Origin of the sequence: Reyranella sp., assembly GCF_965227665.1 — a bacterium.
GTDB lineage: Bacteria > Pseudomonadota > Alphaproteobacteria > Reyranellales > Reyranellaceae > Reyranella.
This window is the reverse complement of sequence record NZ_OZ245767.1, coordinates 3,174,148-3,190,702: the sequence shown is the minus strand read 5'-3', so window position 1 is coordinate 3,190,702 and position 16,555 is coordinate 3,174,148. Positions and strand designations below refer to the sequence as shown.

The window sequence follows — 16,555 nt, the reverse complement described above, 5'->3', positions numbered from 1 at the left end:
TGTCAGAGTTTCGGTCGGTGCGAACGCCAGGGCGTGGCGCGTTCGTAGGCAGAGCCGGCCGCCAGGACGCTGGCATCGTCGAACGCGCGGCCGGCGAGCTGGAAGGCGAGCGGCAGGCCTTGGGCGTCGAAGCCGCAGCACACCGCAGCGGCGGGCTGGCCCGTTACATTGAAGGGCATGCTGAGCGAAGGCTTGCCGAGGAAGTGGAAGATCGGCGCCGGATCCTCGAAGCCTTCCGGCGGGCCCCACTGGTTCGCTGTCATCACGAGATCGTAGCCGCGCATCGCCTCGCGCGTTTCCTGCTGCAGCTTGCGGCGGAAGCGCAGTGCCGAGAGGTATTGCTCGGCCGACAGGAAGGCGCCGAGCTGGAAGCGACGCCGCGTCGTATAGCCGAACTTCTCGGGCCGCTCGATCACGTCGCGGCGATGGATGGCGTGCGCCTCGGTGGTGATGATGACCCTGCCGCAGATGTGATAGTCGCGGATGTCGGGGAAGATCACTTCCTCGACCGTGGCGCCGAGATCGCGCATCACCCGCACGGCCTCTTCCATGCCGGCCGCCATGTCGTCCGAGAGCCTGCCCTTGGGCCCCTCGTACCAGCTGCGGGCGAGCGCGATGCGCATGCCCTTGATCGGGCGTTGCGCCGCCGCGCCGTAATCGACCTTGGGCGCGCGCGCCGAGGCCTGGTCGTTGGGATCGTATCCGGCCAGCACGTCGAGCATCAGCGCGCAGTCCTCGGTCGTCCAGGCCATCGGCCCGGCCGTGTCGAGGCTGAAGGAGAGCGGGAAGATTCCGCAGCGGCTCACCAGACCGTAGGTCGGCTTGATGCCGGCCGTGGCACAGTAGCCCGCCGGGTTGCGGATCGAGCCGCCGGTGTCGGAGCCCATCGCGCCCATGCAGAGCGCGGCTGCAATCGCCGCACCCGAGCCGCTGGAGGAGCCGCCGGGCTGGAGCGCGGTGCTCCACGGATTGCGCACGGGCGGGAACGGCTGGTCCGACGTCATCGCGCCGTTGGCGAATTCGTGCGTGCCGAGCTTGCCCAGGATGACGGCGCCGCCCGCCTTCAGGCGTCGCACCGTCTCGGCATCGATTGCCGGCACATAGTCGATCTTGAGGTGCGAATGGCCGGTCGTCTTGATGCCGGCCGTCTCGTAGATGTCCTTCAGCCCGATCGGGATGCCGTGCAGGGGCCCGCGGCGCAGGCCGCCCTTCATTTCCATGTCGGCCTGGCGGGCGGCGTTCAGCGCGACGTCGGCCGTGACGGTGACGTAGCTGGACAGGCTGCGATCGACGGTGTCGATGCGCGCCAGGAACGCCTCCGTCAGCGCCGTCGAGGTGAGTTCGCCGCGCGCCATCAGGCGGCCGGCTTCGGCGATGCCCAGTGTCGTGAGATCGCTCGTCGTAAGGTCGGTCATGTGAATTTGCTACTCGTCGGCGCGGAAGACTTGCGGCGGTTCGGCGGCCCAGGCCCATCGCTCGGGGATGCGTTCCATCAGCCCCAGCAGGCCGACATAGCCTTTGTGCAGGTGGCCGATATCTTCCTCGGTCAAGGTGAGGCCGGTCAGCGCGGCGCGTGCCCGGAATTCCTCGAGCGTTGGCGCTTTGGTCGACGATGTCATGACATCCCTCCGCAATGATTGGTGCATGCAATCGACATGCCGCTTCAGTTGTGGCGAGCCTTTGTTGCGTTGGCTTGGCGCTTGCATGACGGAACGGACAGCGTCTCGCGTCGGAGTTGCCGACGGGATCGCCGAACCGGGGAGTAGTGAATGTTCAAGCGCCTTCGCGTCGCCGTCGCCGGCCTGGGTGTTCTGGCAGCCACCACCGCGCCTGCCTTCGCGCAGGGCACTCTGCGCATCGGCATGACAGCCGCCGACATCCCTTTGACGACAGGCCAGCCCGATCAGGGGTTCGAGGGGTTCCGCTTCGCCGGCTACACGATCTATGACGCACTCGTGAACTGGGACCTTTCGAAGTCCGACACGATCGCCGACATTCGTCCTGGCCTCGCTTTGTCGTGGGCGCCGGTCGAGGGCGAGCCGACCAAGTGGATCTTCAAGCTGCGCGAGGGCGTGAAGTTCCACGACGGGTCGGACTTCGATGCCGACGCCGTGATCTGGAACCTCGATAAGGTGCTGAACGACAAGTCGCCGCAGTTCGACAGCAAGCAGCTGGCGCAGGTGCGCGCCCGCATTCCGACCCTGATCGGCTACAGGAAGATCGACAAGAACACCGTCGAGCTCACGACGCGCATCGTCAACTCGCTGTTCCCCTACGACATGTCCTACGTCTTCTATTCGAGCCCGGCGAACTGGGAGAAGCAAGGCAAGGACTGGAACAAGGTCGCGCTCAATCCGTCGGGCACCGGCCCCTTCAAGGTCGACCGCGTCGTGCCGCGCGAGCGCATGGAGCTCTCGCGCAATGCCGACTACTGGGAAAAGGCGCGGGTGCCGAAGCTCGACAAGGTGATCCTGTTCCCGATGCCGGAAGCCGCGACCCGTACGGCGGCGCTGCTGGCAGGCCAGGTCGACTGGATCGAAGTGCCTGCCCCCGACGCCATCCCGCGCCTCAAGCAGGGCGGCATGACCATCGTCACCAACAAGTATCCGCACAACTGGGCCTATCAGCCGTCCATGGTCGAAGGCTCGCCGTGGACGGACGTCCGCGTGCGCAAGGCGGCCAACCTCGCCATCGATCGCGCCGGCCTCAACAAGCTGCTGGGCGGGCTGATGATCGAGTCCAAGGGCCATGTCTATCCCGGCCATCCCTGGTTCGGCTCGCCGGCCTTCGACATCAAGTACGACCCGGCGGCGGCCAAGAAGCTGCTGGCCGAAGCCGGCTATAGCGCAACCAAGAAGCCCAAGATCAAGATCGCCATCTCGACCTCGGGCTCGGGCCAGATGCTGCCGCTGCCGATGAACGAATACGTGCAGGAGAACCTGAACGCCGTGGGCTTCGATACCTCGTTCGAAGTCATGGAATGGAACGCGCTGGTGAACTTCTCCTTCCAGCCGGTGACCGGCGACAACGCCAAGAAGGCGGGTGTCAACGGCATCAACATCAGCCGCGCCACCGTCGATCCCTATTCGGCCTTCACGCGCCTGATGAACAGCAACTTCGTGCCGCCGGTCGGTGCCAACTGGGGCATCCTGAAGGACGAGAAGCTCGATGCCATGATCAACAAGGCGCATACGAGCTTCGACAAGGCCGAGCAGACCAAGGCCCTGTCCGACGTGCACAGCTACATCGTCGACCAGGCCTATTGGGTGTGGATCGCGCACGACCTCAATCCGCGCGCCATGAGCCCCAAGGTGAAGGGCTTCGTGCAGGCGCAGAGCTGGTTCCAGGACCTCACGCCGGTCGAAATCAAATAGTCCACAGCAATCAAAGGAGAGGCGGGCCGCAATGCTGCTCTACGCCCTACGCCGCCTGATCTACCTGGTGCCCGTCGCCTTCGGCGTCTCGCTGCTCGTCTTCGCGCTGGTGCACCTGGCGCCGGGCGATCCGATCTCGGCGATCGTGCCGCCCGACGCGCCGAAGGAGGTCGTCGACAAGCTAAAGGAATATTACGGTTTCGACCAGCCGCTGCCGGTTCAGTACCTGCGCTGGCTCGGCGTCACCCTGACGGGCGATCTCGGCACCTCGATCGGCACCGGCCGGTCGGTGGCGGCGGAGGTCGGCAGCGCCTTCGGCAACACCATCATCCTGGCGATCGCCGCCACGCTGCTCGCCTTCAGCCTGGCGGTCGTCCTCGGCACCGCGGCTGCCTACGCCAAGTCACGCATCGTCGACCGGCTGGTCACGGTGATCTCGCTGATCGGCGTCAGCGTGCCCCACTTCTGGCTGGCGATCGTTCTGGTCATCATCTTCGCGGTCGAACTCGGCGTGCTGCCGCCGATGGGCATCGGGCCGGAAAACTCCACCGGCTGGCAGTTCGACCGCGCCCACCTTGCGCACATGGTGCTGCCGACCATTGCGCTCTCCGTGATCCCGCTCGGCGTCGTCACCCGTACGGTGCGCTCCACCGTCAAGGAAACGCTCAACATGGAGTTCGTGACGGCGCTGCAGGCCAAGGGCATGCGCGACAGCCGCATTCTCTTCCATGTGCTGAAGAACGCCGCCCCGACCTGCCTTGCCGTCATGGGCCTGCAGGCCGGCAACCTGATCGGCGGCTCGATCCTGATCGAGACCGTGTTCGCCTGGCCGGGCACCGGCTTCCTGCTGAACAGCGCCATCTTCCGCCGCGACCTGCCGATCCTGCAGGGAACGACGCTGGTGCTGGCCGGCTTCTTCATGTTGCTCAACCTGACCGTGGACATCATCCAGACCATGGTCGATCCCCGCATCAAGCGAGGCTGAACCGATGGCCCTGCAAAGTCCCTCTCTCGACGTCGGCGGCGCCATCCTGGTCAAACCGACGCCCACCTCCGCCGGCCGCGGCTACTGGCAGTCGGTCGGACGGCGGCTGCGCCGCGACCCGGTTACCCTGGTCTGCGCGGCGATCCTGATCCTGCTGGTCCTGGCGTCGATCGCCGCGCCCTATCTCTATCTGGCGGATCCCTACAAGACGTCGATGCTGCGCCGCCTCTATCCGCTGGGGTCACCGAACCACTGGCTGGGCACCGACGAGCTGGGACGCGACATGTTCGCCCGCCTGATCTACGGCGGCCGGCTGTCGTTGTTCATGGGCGTGACACCGGTGGTGTTCGCCCTGTTGATCGGCGGCAGCCTGGGCATTCTCGCCGGGTTCGTCGGCGGCAAGACCAACATGGCGATCATGCGCATCATGGACGTCTTCTACGCCTTCCCGTCGGTGCTGCTCGCCATCTCGCTGTCGGGTGCGATGGGCGCCGGTACGGAAAACACGCTGCTGTCGCTCACCCTGGTCTTCATCCCGCCGATCTGCCGCGTCTCGGAGAGCGTCACCACCCAGGTGCGCGGCTTCGACTTCGTCGATGCGGCCAAGGCCAGCGGCGCCTCGGCCTTCACCATCGTGAGGGTCCATGTGCTGGGCAATGTGCTGGGACCCATCCTGGTCTATGCCACGTCGCTGATCAGCGTCGCGATCATCCTGGCGGCGGGCCTGAGCTTCCTCGGCCTCGGCGTGAAGCCGCCGGAACCGGAATGGGGCCTGATGCTGAACACGCTGCGCCAGGCGATCTACGTCAATCCGGTCCTCGCCGCCCTGCCGGGCGTGATGATCTTCATCACCTCGATCTGCTTCAACCTGATGAGCGATGGCCTGCGCGCGGCCATGGACGTGAAGGCCTGACATGGACACGCTGCTTCCCATCCAGGATCGCGGCGGCCCGGCCCAGCCGCTCTTGCTGGCGACCGGCCTGCGCAAGCATTTCCCGATCCCCGGCGGCCTGCTTGGCCGCACCACCAAGGTCGTGCGCGCGGTCGACGACCTCACCCTCTCGGTCGCCAAGGGTGAGACTTTGGGCGTCGTGGGCGAATCGGGCTGCGGCAAGTCGACGGTCGCGCGGCTGCTGATCCGCCTGATCAAGCCGGACAAGGGCACGATGGTGCTGGACGGCGATCCGGTCGACGAGCCGCACGGCATCACGGTGAACGAGCTGCGCCGTCAGGTGCAGATGGTGTTCCAGGATTCCTACGCCTCGCTCAATCCACGCTTGACCATCGCCGAGACCCTGGCCTTCGCGCCGCGCGCCCACGGTCTGCCCGCGGCCGAGGCGCGCGAGCGGGTACGCGATCTCTTGAGCAAGGTCGGCCTCGATCCGGTGAACTACGCCACGCGCTATCCGCACGAACTGTCGGGCGGCCAGCGTCAGCGGGTGAACATCGCCCGCGCGCTCGCGCTGCGGCCGCGCCTGATCATCCTCGACGAGGCGGTCTCGGCGCTCGACAAGTCGGTCGAGGCGCAGGTGCTGAACATGCTGGTCGACCTCAAGACCGAGCTCGACCTCACCTATGTCTTCATCAGCCACGACCTCAACGTCGTGCAGTATCTCAGCGACCGCGTGCTGGTCATGTATCTCGGCAAGATCGTCGAGCTGGGTCCCGTCGAGGCGATCTACGGCGACCCGCAGCATCCCTATACGCGGGCGCTGCTCTCGGCCCGTCCATCGATGGATCCGCGCAAGCGCACACGCGAGGCGCCGATCCAGGGCGATCCGCCCAACCCCATCGATCCGCCCTCGGGTTGTCGGTTCCGCACGCGCTGCCCCTTCGCGGAAGACGTCTGCGCCCGCGCCGAGCCGCTGCTGGCGGACTCCGGACACCAGGCCGTGGCCTGCCACATGCGCGTGGCGGGGGCGGGCCATTCCAAGGCGAGGGCGGCATGACCAACCTGCTGCAGGTCCGCGACCTTCATGTCACGTTCGTCACGCCCGACAGGACGGTGCACGCCGTCAACGGCGTGAGCTTCGATCTCGCTCGCGGCGAGACGCTGGGCATCCTGGGCGAATCCGGTTCGGGCAAGAGCGTCACGCTCCGCTCGATCCTGCGACTGCATCCCGAGCATCGCACGCGCTGGTCCGGCAGCATCAAGCTGCAGGGCGACGAAGTCCTGGAGATGGAGCCCAGGGCCCTCTCCGATCTTCGCGGTCAGCGGGTCTCGATGATCTTCCAGGAGCCGGCGACGGCCTTCGATCCGGTCTTCACCATCGGCCAGCAGATCGCCGAGACGGTGCGCCGCCACACCGGCAAGAGCGAGACCGAGGCCATGAAACGCGCCAAGGATCTGCTGGAGATGGTGAGGATTCCCTCGCCGGCGCAGCGGCTGAAGGCCTATCCGCATGAGATGTCGGGCGGGATGCGTCAGCGCGCCATGATCGCGCTGGCGCTCTCCTGCAATCCGACCCTGTTGCTGGCCGACGAGCCGACCACGGCGCTCGACGCCACGGTGCAGATCCAGGTGCTGCTGCTGATCCGAGAGCTGCAGCGCGAGTTCAACCTCGGCGTCATCTTCGTCACCCACGATATCGGCGTGGCGGTCGAGGTCTCCGACCGGATCGGCGTCATGTATGCCGGCAAGCTGGTGGAGATGGCGCCGGTCGAGCGCATGGTCGACGCGCCCCAGCATCCCTACAGCCGGGGCCTTCTGGCCTCGACGGTGCACGACGGCATGCGCGGCCAGCGGCTCGAATCCATCCCGGGCGCGCCGCCCGATCTCGCTGCCGTGCCGGACGGCTGCAGCTTCGCGCCGCGCTGCAAGTTCGTCCGCCCCGACTGCACGGCCTCGGTCCCGTCGCTGCGCGAGGTCGAGGCCGCCCATGCGGTGCGCTGCGTGCTGGCGGCGTAGCATCTCACCAACGACCTCACCCTGAGGGCGCCGCGAAGCGGCGCCCTCAGGGTGAGGCAAATGGGTCGACTTGAGGCGGAAAGCCTCTCGCGGTTAGCTCTGAGAGCCTGAATGTCGGCGGCCTCAGCCGCCGAACATTTCCTTCACTTTGCTGAAGAAGCCCTCGGATTCCGGGCTGGTCTTGCCGGCCTTCTCGAACTCCTTGAGCAGTTCCTTCTGCTTGGCGGTGAGGTTGGTCGGCGTCTCGACGTTGATCTCGATGTACATGTCGCCATGCTGGCTGGAGCGCATGATCGGCATGCCCTTGCCGCGCATGCGGAACTGGTGCCCGCCCTGTGCCCCGGCCGGAATGTTGATGCGCGCCATCTTGCCGTCGAGCGTCGGCACCTCGATGTTGCCGCCCAGGGTCGCCTGCACCATCGAGATGGGGACGCGGCAGTGCACGTCCGGGCCTTCGCGCTCGAACAGCTGGTGGCGTCGCACCGACAGGAAGACGTAGAGGTCGCCGGCCGGACCGCCGCGCGCACCCGCTTCGCCCTCGCCGCTCAGGCGGATGCGCGTCCCGTCCTCGACACCGGCCGGAATGTTGACCTTCAGCGTCTTCTCGCGGCGCACGCGACCCTGGCCGCCGCAATTCTTGCACGGCTTGTCGATCACCTGTCCGGCGCCGTGGCAGGTATGGCAGGCGCGCTCGACGGTGAAGAAGCCCTGCTGCGCCCGGATGCGGCCACGGCCCTGGCAGGTCGGGCATTGCTGCGGCTTGGAGCCGGCCTCCGCCCCGCTGCCGTGGCAGACCTCGCAGGTGATGGAGCTCGGCACGCGCACCGTCGCTTCCGTGCCCGAATAGGCCTGTTCCAGCGTGATCTCGAGATTGAAGCGCAGGTCCTGCCCGCGCATGTCGGCGCGTCCGCGTCCGCGCGCGCCGTTGGCGCCGAACATCTCCTCGAAGATGTCGCCGAACACCGAGCCGAAATCGAAGCCCTGGCCACCCTGGAACGGACCGCCGGGTCCTGCACCGCCCTCGAACGCGGCCGCGCCGTAGCGGTCGTAGGCGGCACGCTTCTCCGGATCCTTCAGGATGTCGTAGGCGTGGCTGATTTCCTTGAACTTCCGTTCCGCTTCCTTGTCGCCGGGATTGCGGTCCGGATGATGCTGCATCGCGAGCTTGCGATACGCCTTCTTGATGTCGTCGGCGCTGGTCGTCCGGCTCACACCGAGCAGCTCGTAAAAGTCTTGCGACATAACGCTCTACGCAGCCCCCACTGGCCCCTTACAGGTCGGCCTCCCGCTCGCGCGGGAGGCCGTCTCGTTCGTCCCGGAATTCCTTATCAGGAACCCGTCTTCTTGTTCTTGTCGGTGACGTCCTCGAATTCCGCGTCGACGACTTTCTCGCCCTTCGCGTCGGTCGCACCGGCACCCGGTCCGCCGGCCGTCCCGGCGGCACCCGCCTGGGCTTCGGCCTGCTGGGCCTTGTACATCGCCTCGCCGAGCTTCATCGCAGCCTGGGTCAGGTCGTTGGTCTTGCCCTTGATGGCCTCGACATCCTCGCCCGCGAGAGCCGTCTTCAGCCCTTCGAGCGCACCCTCGATCTCGGCCTTCTCGGTGGGGCTCACCTTGTCGCCGTATTCCTTCAGGTGCTTGTCGGTCGAGTGGACCAGCGCCTCGCCCTGGTTGCGGGCGTCGATCAGCTCGCGCTTCTTCTTGTCTTCCTCGGCATGCAGCTCGGCGTCCTTCACCATCTTCTGGATGTCGGCCTCGCTGAGGCCGCCCGAAGCCTGGATGCGGATCTGCTGCTCCTTGCCGGTGGCCTTGTCCTTGGCCGAGACCTGAACGATGCCGTTGGCGTCGATGTCGAACGTGACCTCGACCTGCGGCACACCGCGCGGCGCCGGCGGGATGCCGACCAGATCGAATTGACCCAGCATCTTGTTCTGGGCGGCGATCTCGCGCTCGCCCTGGAAGACTCGGATGGTCACGGCCGTCTGGTTGTCGTCGGCCGTCGAGAAGGTCTGGCTCTTCTTGGTCGGGATCGTCGTGTTGCGCTCGATCAGGCGCGTGAACACGCCGCCCAGCGTCTCGATGCCGAGCGACAGCGGCGTCACGTCGAGCAGCAGGACGTCCTTGACCTCGCCCTTCAGCACCGCCGCCTGGACCGCCGCGCCGACCGCGACGACTTCGTCGGGATTGACGTTACGGGCCGGCTCCTTGCCGAAGAACTGCTTCACCACCTCGATGACCTTCGGCATGCGCGTCATGCCGCCGACCAGGATGACCTCGTCGATCTGGCCGGCCTGCAGGCCGGCATCCTTGAGCGCCGCCTTGCAGGGCTCGAGCGTCCGCTGCACCAGGTCGTCGACCAGCGACTCGAGCTTGGCGCGCGAGAGCTTGATCACGAGATGCTTCGGACCGCTGGCGTCGGCCGTGATGAACGGCAGGTTGATCTCGGTCTCCTTGGAATTGGAGAGCTCGATCTTGGCCTTCTCGGCCGCTTCCTTGAGGCGCTGCAGGGCGAGCTTGTCGTTGCGCAGGTCGATGCCCTGCTCTTTTTTGAACTCGTCGGCCAGGTAGCTGATGATGCGCTGGTCGAAGTCCTCGCCGCCCAGGAAGGTGTCGCCGTTGGTCGCCTTGACCTCGAACACGCCGTCGCCGATCTCGAGGACCGACACGTCGAACGTGCCGCCGCCAAGGTCATAGACCGCGATCGTGCCGCTCTTGCGCTTGTCCATGCCATAGGCGAGGGCAGCGGCCGTGGGCTCGTTGATGATGCGCAGCACTTCGAGGCCGGCAATGCGGCCGGCATCCTTGGTCGCCTGGCGCTGGGCGTCGTTGAAGTAGGCCGGGACGGTGATGACCGCCTGATCGACCTTCTCGCCGAGATAGGCCTCGGCCGTCTCCTTCATCTTGCCCAGGATGAACGCCGAGATCTGGCTCGGGCTGTACTGTTCGCCGTTCACCTCGACCCACGCGTCGCCGCTCGGCGCCTTGTCGATCTTGAAGGGGACGAGCGTCTTCTCCTTGGCGACCATGGGGTCGTCGAAGCGGCGGCCGATCAGGCGCTTGACCGAATAGAGGGTCTTCAGCGGGTTGGTGACGGCCTGGCGCTTGGCAGCCTGGCCGACCAGGCGCTCGCCGCCATCCGTGAACGCGACCATCGAAGGCGTCGTGCGTGCGCCCTCGGAATTCTCGATGACCTTGGTGTCGCCGCCTTCCATGACCGCGACGCACGAATTGGTCGTACCCAAGTCGATGCCAATGACTTTCGCCATGATTTCTACTCTCTTCCCTCGGCAAGCCGTTCCGGGCCCAAAGGCGCCCGATCGGCCCCCGTACTGTGGTTACCTGCCGGAAAAAACCGGGTCAGGACAGGGGCTATATAGGTCCTGTCCGCCTGCCTGCAATGGACGTTGGGACCAAAATCTCCGCTGGAATGTGCCGTTTGGCGCACTACCGGGCGGACTCATGGGGAATGGCCGGCAGGGGCCGGCCACCTCCCCTAGTTTGCGTTGGCGGCCGGCGCGCCGGCGGCGGGGCCGCCCTTGGATACCGCGACCATCGCCGCCCGCAGCAGACGCCCGGCGATCAGGTACCCTGGGATCAGCTCCTGCACCACCGTGCCGTGCGGGACGTCGGGATTCTCGACCTCCATCATGGCCTGATGGAATTCGGCGTTGAACGGCTTGCCGAGGCTCTCGATGCGGGTGACGCCGTGGCGCTCCAGTACCGACTGCAGCTCGCGATCGGTCGCCTGGATGCCGACGATCACGTTGCGCAGCGCCGGATCCAGGGAATCGAGGTCCGCCGGCAGGGCCGACAGGGCGCGGCCGAAATTGTCGGCGACCGAAAGCACGTCGCGGGCAAAGCGCTCGACACCGAACTTGCGCTCCTTCTCGACATCCTGCTGGGCCCGGCGGCGCACGTTCTGCGCTTCGGCCAGGGCCCGCAGCTGCTTGTCCTGAAGGTCGGCCTTCTCGGCCTGGAGCTGCTCGACGAGACGCTGCCACTCGGCGGCGCTTTCCGGCCGGGGCGGAATGTCGAGATTGTCCGGGTCGACCGGCATATCCGCCGGGGCGCCGCCCGCGGTTGGATCGCTGGCCATAGGGTGTCCCCTTTGTGTGTTGGTTGCTTGGAGCGGCCTTCACTTAGGGATGAGGCCGCTCCGGGTCAACTGGCTCAGGCGGCCTGCAGGGGCGCCTGCAGCCGGGTGCCGCGCACGATGATGCCGCCGCGGTCGCCGATGGTGACCTGGCCGTAGCGCTGGGCGAAGATCTCGGGCAGCGGCCGGGCCCCCTCGGCGGCCAGCCACAGGCGCAGCAGGTGACGGCGGCGCTCCGGCTCGGGCCAGTCCTCGAAGCCGGTGCGGTCGTGCAGCATCGTGTGGTTGTGAACGAGCTGCACGTCGCCCGGCTTGAACTCCATGAATGTGTTCAGTGCCGGATCGTTGGCCAGCGAGTCGAACAGGTCGAGGGCCTCGATCAGTTCCGGCGTGAGCCGCGGCGCCTCGGGGAAGCGCTGGGCGCTGTCGATGTACTGGCGCTGGTAGATCGCGGTCAGGTAGCCCTGGTGCCAGTTGAACACGGGGATCTCGAAGAAGGGCTTCTGCCCCTCCGGCACCTCGCCGCGGCGGTCGGTGGCGATCGGCTGGAACAGCAGCTTCAGCAGGTCGGGCCGGCGGCGGCGCATCTCGTTGAAGATCGTGGTCGAGCTGACCAACGCCGACAGGCCACCCGACTTCGCGGTCTTGAGGCAGAGCAGCCCGACGATGTCGCAGGAATCGGTGTGGTAGGTCTGCCGCTCGTGCGTCTGGTAGATGCGCACGTTGGGATCGTTCACGTCGAGACCGAGATCCTGCACGTGGCCCAGCACATGGCCCTTGCCGTTCTGCGAGCGGGCGCTGCCGAGATGGGCGCCGAGGCCGAAGAAGGCGGTCGCCGATTCACGGATCGACCAGCGCTCGACCGGCAGGCCGCGCAGCAGCAGGAAGCCCCGGCCGTTCAGCACCTCGTCGTCGACTCGCGAGCGCAGCCTGGCGCCGAGCGTCGGCAGCGGGAAATCCTGCGGCTTCAGCACGGCGATGTCGGCATCGCGGGCGACCAGCGCCCGGGTCGCGGCCTCCACTTCGGCCACTTCAGCGGCCGAGAGCGGCATCATCCAGTCGTCGCGCTTGGCGATCTCGGGTCCATACCAGGCGGCGGCGCCGGTCTGCTCCGGCGGGAGTTCGTACGACATGATCAGGCGTTCCTCGGTGTGGTCTTCTTTTTTATGCGTCCCACGGAAAGCGTGGCGCGAAGAGTTCGGTGTCGCTGGTCGAGAGCCGGTAGCTCTCGGTGGCATTGACCAGGGCGGCGCGGATCCCCGGCTCCAGCGCGCTGTGGCCAGCGTCGGGCACGATCACGTATCGCGCCTCGGGCCAGGCGCGGGCCAGCGCATCGGCGGTCACCGGCGGGCAGACGATGTCGTAGCGACCCTGGACGATGGTGGCAGGCAGGTGGCGGACGCGGTCGAGATCGGTCCACGGCCAGCCTTCAGGCACGAAGGTGCCGTTGGCGAAGTAGTGGGCCTCGATGCGCGACAGAGCCAGCGCGAAGCCGCCATGGTCGGTCTCGAACGGTGCGCGAACGGTCGGGTAGAGCGTCGAGCAGGCGGCCTCGTAGCGGCTCCAGGCCCGTGCCGCCGGGCGGTGCAGGTCGGGATTGCGGTCGATCAGCCGGCGGTAATAGTTGCCCAGCAGGTCGCCGCGCTCATCGGCCGGGAGGTGCTCGGCGAACTCGCGCCACGCTTCCGGGAAGATGGTGCGCATGCCGTGGAGGAACCAGTCGATCTCCGGGCGCGCGCCGAGGAAGATGCCGCGCAGGATGAAGCCGGTCGCCCGGCCGGGGTGGCTGAGGCCATAGGCCAGCGCCAGCGTGCTGCCCCACGAGCCGCCGAACAGCAGCCAGCTCGGGATGCCGAGATGCGTCCGCAACTTCTCCATGTCGGCCACGAGATCGGCCGTGGTGTTGTCGCGCAACTCGCCGAGCGGCATCGAGCGGCCGCAACCGCGCTGGTCGAAGACGATGATGCGGTAGAACTGCGGATCGAAGAAGCGGCGATGGACCGGTGCCGAGCCGGCACCCGGCCCGCCATGCAGGAAGACCACCGGCACGCCGTCGGGATTACCGCTCTGCTCCCAGTAGATCGTGTGGCGTCCGTCGACCGCGAGCATGCCGCTGGCATAGGGCGAGATCTCGGGGAACAGGTCGGAGCGAAGAGGTGTCTCTGAGCGCGGCATGCGATTGTCCTCGACGGCATCACTGCCATAGCGGCGGCATTCGTGCCAGCCTCGCGGCGATTGCGGCCTCGTCCGTCGAGCGTCTAAGGTCGGGCCGTTCCAGGAGGATCCGTGGGTATTCGCCGTATTCTGGCGCTGGTCGCCTTGCTGGCCGGCGTCGTTGCCTGCACGTCTGCGGATCCGTCCGCCCCCGCCTCGACTGCGGCGACCGGACGCGGCGTTGCCGCCCTGCCCCGCGACATCGAAAAGCTCGTCGGCCCGGCCGACCAGGATGTTCGACTCCAGGCCTATGTCGAGCGCGTCGGTCAGCGCGTGGCGACGGCGGCCGGAGTCGGCGGCTTCCGCTTCATGGTGCTCGATTCGCCGGTCGCCAATGCGCACGCCGTGCAATCCTATGTTTTCGTGACGCGAGGCCTTCTGGCCCTGCTGGAGAACGAGGCCGAGCTCGCCGCGGCAGTCGGTCATGAACTCGGCCATCTGGTGCAGCGCCATGCCGCGCAGCGTGCGCGCGTGCGTCAGGGCGTGCTTGATGCGGCGATCGGCGCAGCGGCCGCCAGCGGATCGGTCACGGTCGGCCGCGCCGTGGCGCAGGACGGCTTGCTTGCCCTGCGGCGTTACTCGCGCGAACAGGAACTCGAGGCCGACCGCCTGGGGCTCGCGTACATCGTCAAGGCCGGTTATCGCGGCGACGCGATGGCGTCCCTGATCGAGCGCCTTCGCCAGCAGGGCGCCCTGGAGGCGCAGATCATGGGCGAGTCGCCCGATGTCGGGGATCGGCCGAGCGCCGCGTCCACTCATCCCGTGCCCATCGAACGGACCGCTGCGATCGCCGGTCTTCCGCTCGCGAACGCGCCCGGCGAAACCAACGAGAAGGGCTACTTCGCGGCCATCGACGGCATGTCGGTCGACGATTCGCCGCAGGAGGGCTTCATCCGGGGCCGCACTTTCCTTCATCCGACCATGCGCCTCGCCTTCACCGCGCCGCCGGGCTTCCGCCTGCTCAACGACAGCGACGGCGTTCTGGCGGTCAACCGCGACCGGTCGCTGATGCTGTTCGCCTGCCTCTCGACGCCGATCTCCGGTCCGCTCGACGACTGGATGCGCAACAAGCTGAAGCCGACGCCCACCGACATCCAGACCCTGGAGATCAACGGCAACGAGGCGGCGATCGGCGCCCGCCCGCGCGGCTCCGACACCGGCCTCGGCCAGGCGCGCTACGTCGTCATCCGGGACGGCAATCGGGTGTGCAACTTCGCGCTGGTCAGCGAAGGCGCGAACCAGGACCGCCAGATCGCGGAGATGGTGCGCGCCGCGCGGACGTTCCGCACGCTGACGCCGGCCGAAGCCGCGGCGCTGCGGCCGTACCGGCTGCGCGTCGTGTCGCCGGCCGGATCGACCCCCGCCCAGCTCGCGGCCCGCATGCCCTATCCCGATCTCAAGATGGAACGGCTGCTGGTGCTCAATGCGGCGCAGACGCCGGCCGAACTGGCGAGCCGCGGCCAGATCAAGCTCATCGAGCCTTAAGCCTCGATCCGCTCCCGCACGGTGCCACTGGCATCGAGTCCCACCAGAGCCGGTGTCCCGCGCGTCACGGTCAGGACGCGGCCGGCCTCCTGGGGGACGTTACGAGCCGGGCCCGTCCCGCGCACGACACGCTCTATCGCAGGCCAGCCGCCGCCGCCGGCCTTGCCCAGCGCCTCGTCGAGGGCGGTATCGGTCTGGGTGCTCCACCAGAAGGCATCGGCCTGCCCATCGAGCGGCCGGCCAGGATCGACGCCGCTGGCGGCAAAGACGAGCCGGCCCTCGGCGCTGAGGGCGGCGCGGGACAGGGCGTTCAGGAGATCGGCGTGGCCGGGGCGGGTCGCCTGGCGCTCGCGCAGGCCCGAGGTCCAGCGGGCGATCGCGCGCGAGCCGTTGCGGCTGGCGATGCGGCCCTCGGCGATGGAATAGCCATAGGCCTCGATGATGGCGGCCAGCCCCCGCGACAGCATCCAGTCGAGCACGTCGAGCGGCGCCAGCGCGAACTGAAGCTGCAGCGCCTTGTGCCAGATTTCCTCCTGCGGACCGCGCAGGAAGACGAAATCCTCGACCTCGGCGCCGGGCCGCGCCAGCAGGCGTCGGCGCAGCAGCAGCATGAGGTCGAGCGTACGCGGCGTGTTGCCGGCGCCGCCCAGCATGTTGCCCAGCACCACCAGCCGGTCGCCGGGCTGCCAGAGCTGCATCAGCGTGCTGCCCAGCCTCTCCAGCGCGGCATCGTCGCCGGCCAGGGCGCCGAGCGCCCAGGTGGTGCCGCCCTCGCGCAGGCGGGCGATCGAGGCAACTTTGGTCATGATCGGGGAGAGGCGCGTCGAACGGCCGAACATGAAAAAGGCGGCTCGACACCAGGGTGCCGGGCCGCCTTTTCGCTCATGGTCGTACCAGGACCGTCTAGGCGACCTTCTGCAGGACGCTGTTGAGCTTCTGGGTCGCCAGATCCTTGTCGATCCGCTCGACCGCGGCGAGTTCGCGCGCCAGACGGTCCAGCGCAGCCTCGTAGATCTGCCGTTCGCTGTAGGACTGGTCGGGCTGACCGGCATTGCGATGCAGGTCGCGCACGACTTCGGCGATCGACACCGGGTCGCCCGAGTTGATCTTGGCTTCGTATTCCTGGGCGCGGCGGTTCCACATGGCGCGGCTCACGCGGCTGCGGCCCTTGAGGGTGACCAGCGCACTTTCCATGATCTTGCGCGAGCTGAGCTTGCGCAGACCGGAGATCTTCGCCTTCGCCACCGGAACGCGGAGCATCATGCGCTCCTGCTCGAACGAAATCACGAACAGGTCGAGCTTGTGACCTGCGATTTCCTTGGCTTCGATATCGATTACACGGCCGACGCCATGCGTCGGGTACACCACGAAATCGCCCTTCTCGAAGGCATATTCCTTCGGCTTGGCGGGCGCCTTCTTCGGCTTGGCCATATCATCTAGTCCCTTCACAACAGCCCCGCTTTCTGCGATACCGCGACCCACCGCATACGCTCCCC

15 protein-coding genes are annotated in these 16,555 nt (G+C 67.3%); 6 read left to right on the top strand and 9 right to left on the bottom strand.

Annotation, left to right across the window (positions count from 1 at the left end; translation table 11 throughout):
- Nucleotides 1–2: 2 nt before the first annotated feature.
- A complete protein-coding gene (locus tag ACO07I_RS15325; RefSeq protein ID WP_422009061.1) occupies nucleotides 3–1,415 on the bottom strand; it encodes an amidase in 1,413 nt (470 codons plus the stop codon).
- A gap of 9 nt (nucleotides 1,416–1,424) precedes the next feature.
- Entirely contained in the window at nucleotides 1,425–1,619 is a 195-nt protein-coding gene (locus ACO07I_RS15320) for a hypothetical protein (RefSeq protein WP_422009059.1), read from the bottom strand.
- A 150-nt stretch (nucleotides 1,620–1,769) separates the two neighbouring features.
- On the opposite strand from ACO07I_RS15320, the gene ACO07I_RS15315 reads away from it, so the two are divergent.
- The 5 genes from ACO07I_RS15315 to ACO07I_RS15295 are packed head-to-tail and all read left to right on the top strand — an operon-like array spanning nucleotide 1,770 to nucleotide 7,267.
- Nucleotides 1,770–3,374: an ABC transporter substrate-binding protein gene (locus ACO07I_RS15315; RefSeq protein WP_422009057.1), complete on the top strand. Its 1,605-nt coding sequence runs from the start codon at nucleotides 1,770–1,772 to the stop codon at nucleotides 3,372–3,374.
- 31 nt (nucleotides 3,375–3,405) lie between these two features.
- On the top strand, nucleotides 3,406–4,359 hold the full coding sequence (locus ACO07I_RS15310) for an ABC transporter permease (RefSeq protein WP_422009055.1): 954 nt from the start codon (nucleotides 3,406–3,408) through the stop codon (nucleotides 4,357–4,359).
- 4 nt (nucleotides 4,360–4,363) lie between these two features.
- On the top strand, nucleotides 4,364–5,272 hold the full coding sequence (locus ACO07I_RS15305; protein WP_422009053.1) for an ABC transporter permease: 909 nt from the start codon (nucleotides 4,364–4,366) through the stop codon (nucleotides 5,270–5,272).
- Nucleotide 5,273: 1 nt separating this feature from the next.
- Entirely contained in the window at nucleotides 5,274–6,308 is a 1,035-nt protein-coding gene (locus tag ACO07I_RS15300; protein WP_422009051.1) for an ABC transporter ATP-binding protein, read from the top strand.
- On the top strand, nucleotides 6,305–7,267 hold the full coding sequence (locus tag ACO07I_RS15295) for an ABC transporter ATP-binding protein (protein WP_422009049.1): 963 nt from the start codon (nucleotides 6,305–6,307) through the stop codon (nucleotides 7,265–7,267). The genes ACO07I_RS15300 and ACO07I_RS15295 overlap by 4 nt, the downstream gene beginning before the upstream one ends.
- 123 nt (nucleotides 7,268–7,390) lie before the next feature.
- Here the strand turns inward: ACO07I_RS15295 and dnaJ are convergent, their stop codons facing one another.
- The 5 genes from dnaJ to pip form a co-directional block, all read right to left on the bottom strand.
- Complete coding sequence (gene dnaJ / locus ACO07I_RS15290; protein WP_422009047.1) at nucleotides 7,391–8,509, bottom strand: molecular chaperone DnaJ; 1,119 nt, start codon at nucleotides 8,507–8,509, stop codon at nucleotides 7,391–7,393.
- An 86-nt stretch (nucleotides 8,510–8,595) separates the two neighbouring features.
- Nucleotides 8,596–10,533 (bottom strand): molecular chaperone DnaK, encoded by a 1,938-nt coding sequence (dnaK, locus tag ACO07I_RS15285; protein ID WP_422009045.1) that lies wholly within the window; start codon nucleotides 10,531–10,533, stop codon nucleotides 8,596–8,598.
- Between the two features lie 227 nt (nucleotides 10,534–10,760).
- Nucleotides 10,761–11,363: a nucleotide exchange factor GrpE gene (locus tag ACO07I_RS15280; RefSeq protein ID WP_422009043.1), complete on the bottom strand. Its 603-nt coding sequence runs from the start codon at nucleotides 11,361–11,363 to the stop codon at nucleotides 10,761–10,763.
- A 74-nt stretch (nucleotides 11,364–11,437) separates the two neighbouring features.
- Entirely contained in the window at nucleotides 11,438–12,493 is a 1,056-nt protein-coding gene (locus ACO07I_RS15275; RefSeq protein ID WP_422009041.1) for a TauD/TfdA family dioxygenase, read from the bottom strand.
- Nucleotides 12,494–12,524: 31 nt separating this feature from the next.
- Nucleotides 12,525–13,535 carry a prolyl aminopeptidase gene (pip, locus tag ACO07I_RS15270; protein ID WP_422009039.1) on the bottom strand — a complete coding sequence of 337 codons (1,011 nt, stop codon included), beginning with the start codon at nucleotides 13,533–13,535 and terminating at the stop codon, nucleotides 12,525–12,527.
- A gap of 111 nt (nucleotides 13,536–13,646) precedes the next feature.
- On the opposite strand from pip, the gene ACO07I_RS15265 reads away from it, so the two are divergent.
- The gene (locus tag ACO07I_RS15265) at nucleotides 13,647–15,059 is read left to right on the top strand and encodes a M48 family metalloprotease (protein ID WP_422009037.1); all 1,413 of its coding nucleotides are present in this window, start codon (nucleotides 13,647–13,649) and stop codon (nucleotides 15,057–15,059) included.
- Here the strand turns inward: ACO07I_RS15265 and ACO07I_RS15260 are convergent.
- Complete coding sequence (locus tag ACO07I_RS15260; protein WP_422009035.1) at nucleotides 15,056–15,865, bottom strand: hypothetical protein; 810 nt, start codon at nucleotides 15,863–15,865, stop codon at nucleotides 15,056–15,058. The genes ACO07I_RS15265 and ACO07I_RS15260 overlap by 4 nt on opposite strands.
- 97 nt (nucleotides 15,866–15,962) lie before the next feature.
- Nucleotides 15,963–16,490 carry a CarD family transcriptional regulator gene (locus ACO07I_RS15255; RefSeq protein ID WP_298315789.1) on the bottom strand — a complete coding sequence of 176 codons (528 nt, stop codon included), beginning with the start codon at nucleotides 16,488–16,490 and terminating at the stop codon, nucleotides 15,963–15,965.
- Nucleotides 16,491–16,555: the final 65 nt, after the last annotated feature.

Coding starts and splice junctions, on each gene's coding strand:
- dnaK (WP_422009045.1), bottom strand. CDS start 10,533: ATGGCGAAAGTCATTGGCATCGACTTGGGTACGACCAATTCGTGCGTC.
- dnaJ (WP_422009047.1), bottom strand. CDS start 8,509: ATGTCGCAAGACTTTTACGAGCTGCTCGGTGTGAGCCGGACGACCAGC.
- ACO07I_RS15275 (WP_422009041.1), bottom strand. CDS start 12,493: ATGTCGTACGAACTCCCGCCGGAGCAGACCGGCGCCGCCGCCTGGTAT.
- ACO07I_RS15300 (WP_422009051.1), top strand. CDS start 5,274: ATGGACACGCTGCTTCCCATCCAGGATCGCGGCGGCCCGGCCCAGCCG.
- pip (WP_422009039.1), bottom strand. CDS start 13,535: ATGCCGCGCTCAGAGACACCTCTTCGCTCCGACCTGTTCCCCGAGATC.
- ACO07I_RS15260 (WP_422009035.1), bottom strand. CDS start 15,865: ATGACCAAAGTTGCCTCGATCGCCCGCCTGCGCGAGGGCGGCACCACC.
- ACO07I_RS15320 (WP_422009059.1), bottom strand. CDS start 1,619: ATGACATCGTCGACCAAAGCGCCAACGCTCGAGGAATTCCGGGCACGC.
- ACO07I_RS15315 (WP_422009057.1), top strand. CDS start 1,770: ATGTTCAAGCGCCTTCGCGTCGCCGTCGCCGGCCTGGGTGTTCTGGCA.
- ACO07I_RS15295 (WP_422009049.1), top strand. CDS start 6,305: ATGACCAACCTGCTGCAGGTCCGCGACCTTCATGTCACGTTCGTCACG.
- ACO07I_RS15325 (WP_422009061.1), bottom strand. CDS start 1,415: ATGACCGACCTTACGACGAGCGATCTCACGACACTGGGCATCGCCGAA.
- ACO07I_RS15280 (WP_422009043.1), bottom strand. CDS start 11,363: ATGGCCAGCGATCCAACCGCGGGCGGCGCCCCGGCGGATATGCCGGTC.
- ACO07I_RS15255 (WP_298315789.1), bottom strand. CDS start 16,490: ATGGCCAAGCCGAAGAAGGCGCCCGCCAAGCCGAAGGAATATGCCTTC.
- ACO07I_RS15305 (WP_422009053.1), top strand. CDS start 4,364: ATGGCCCTGCAAAGTCCCTCTCTCGACGTCGGCGGCGCCATCCTGGTC.
- ACO07I_RS15310 (WP_422009055.1), top strand. CDS start 3,406: ATGCTGCTCTACGCCCTACGCCGCCTGATCTACCTGGTGCCCGTCGCC.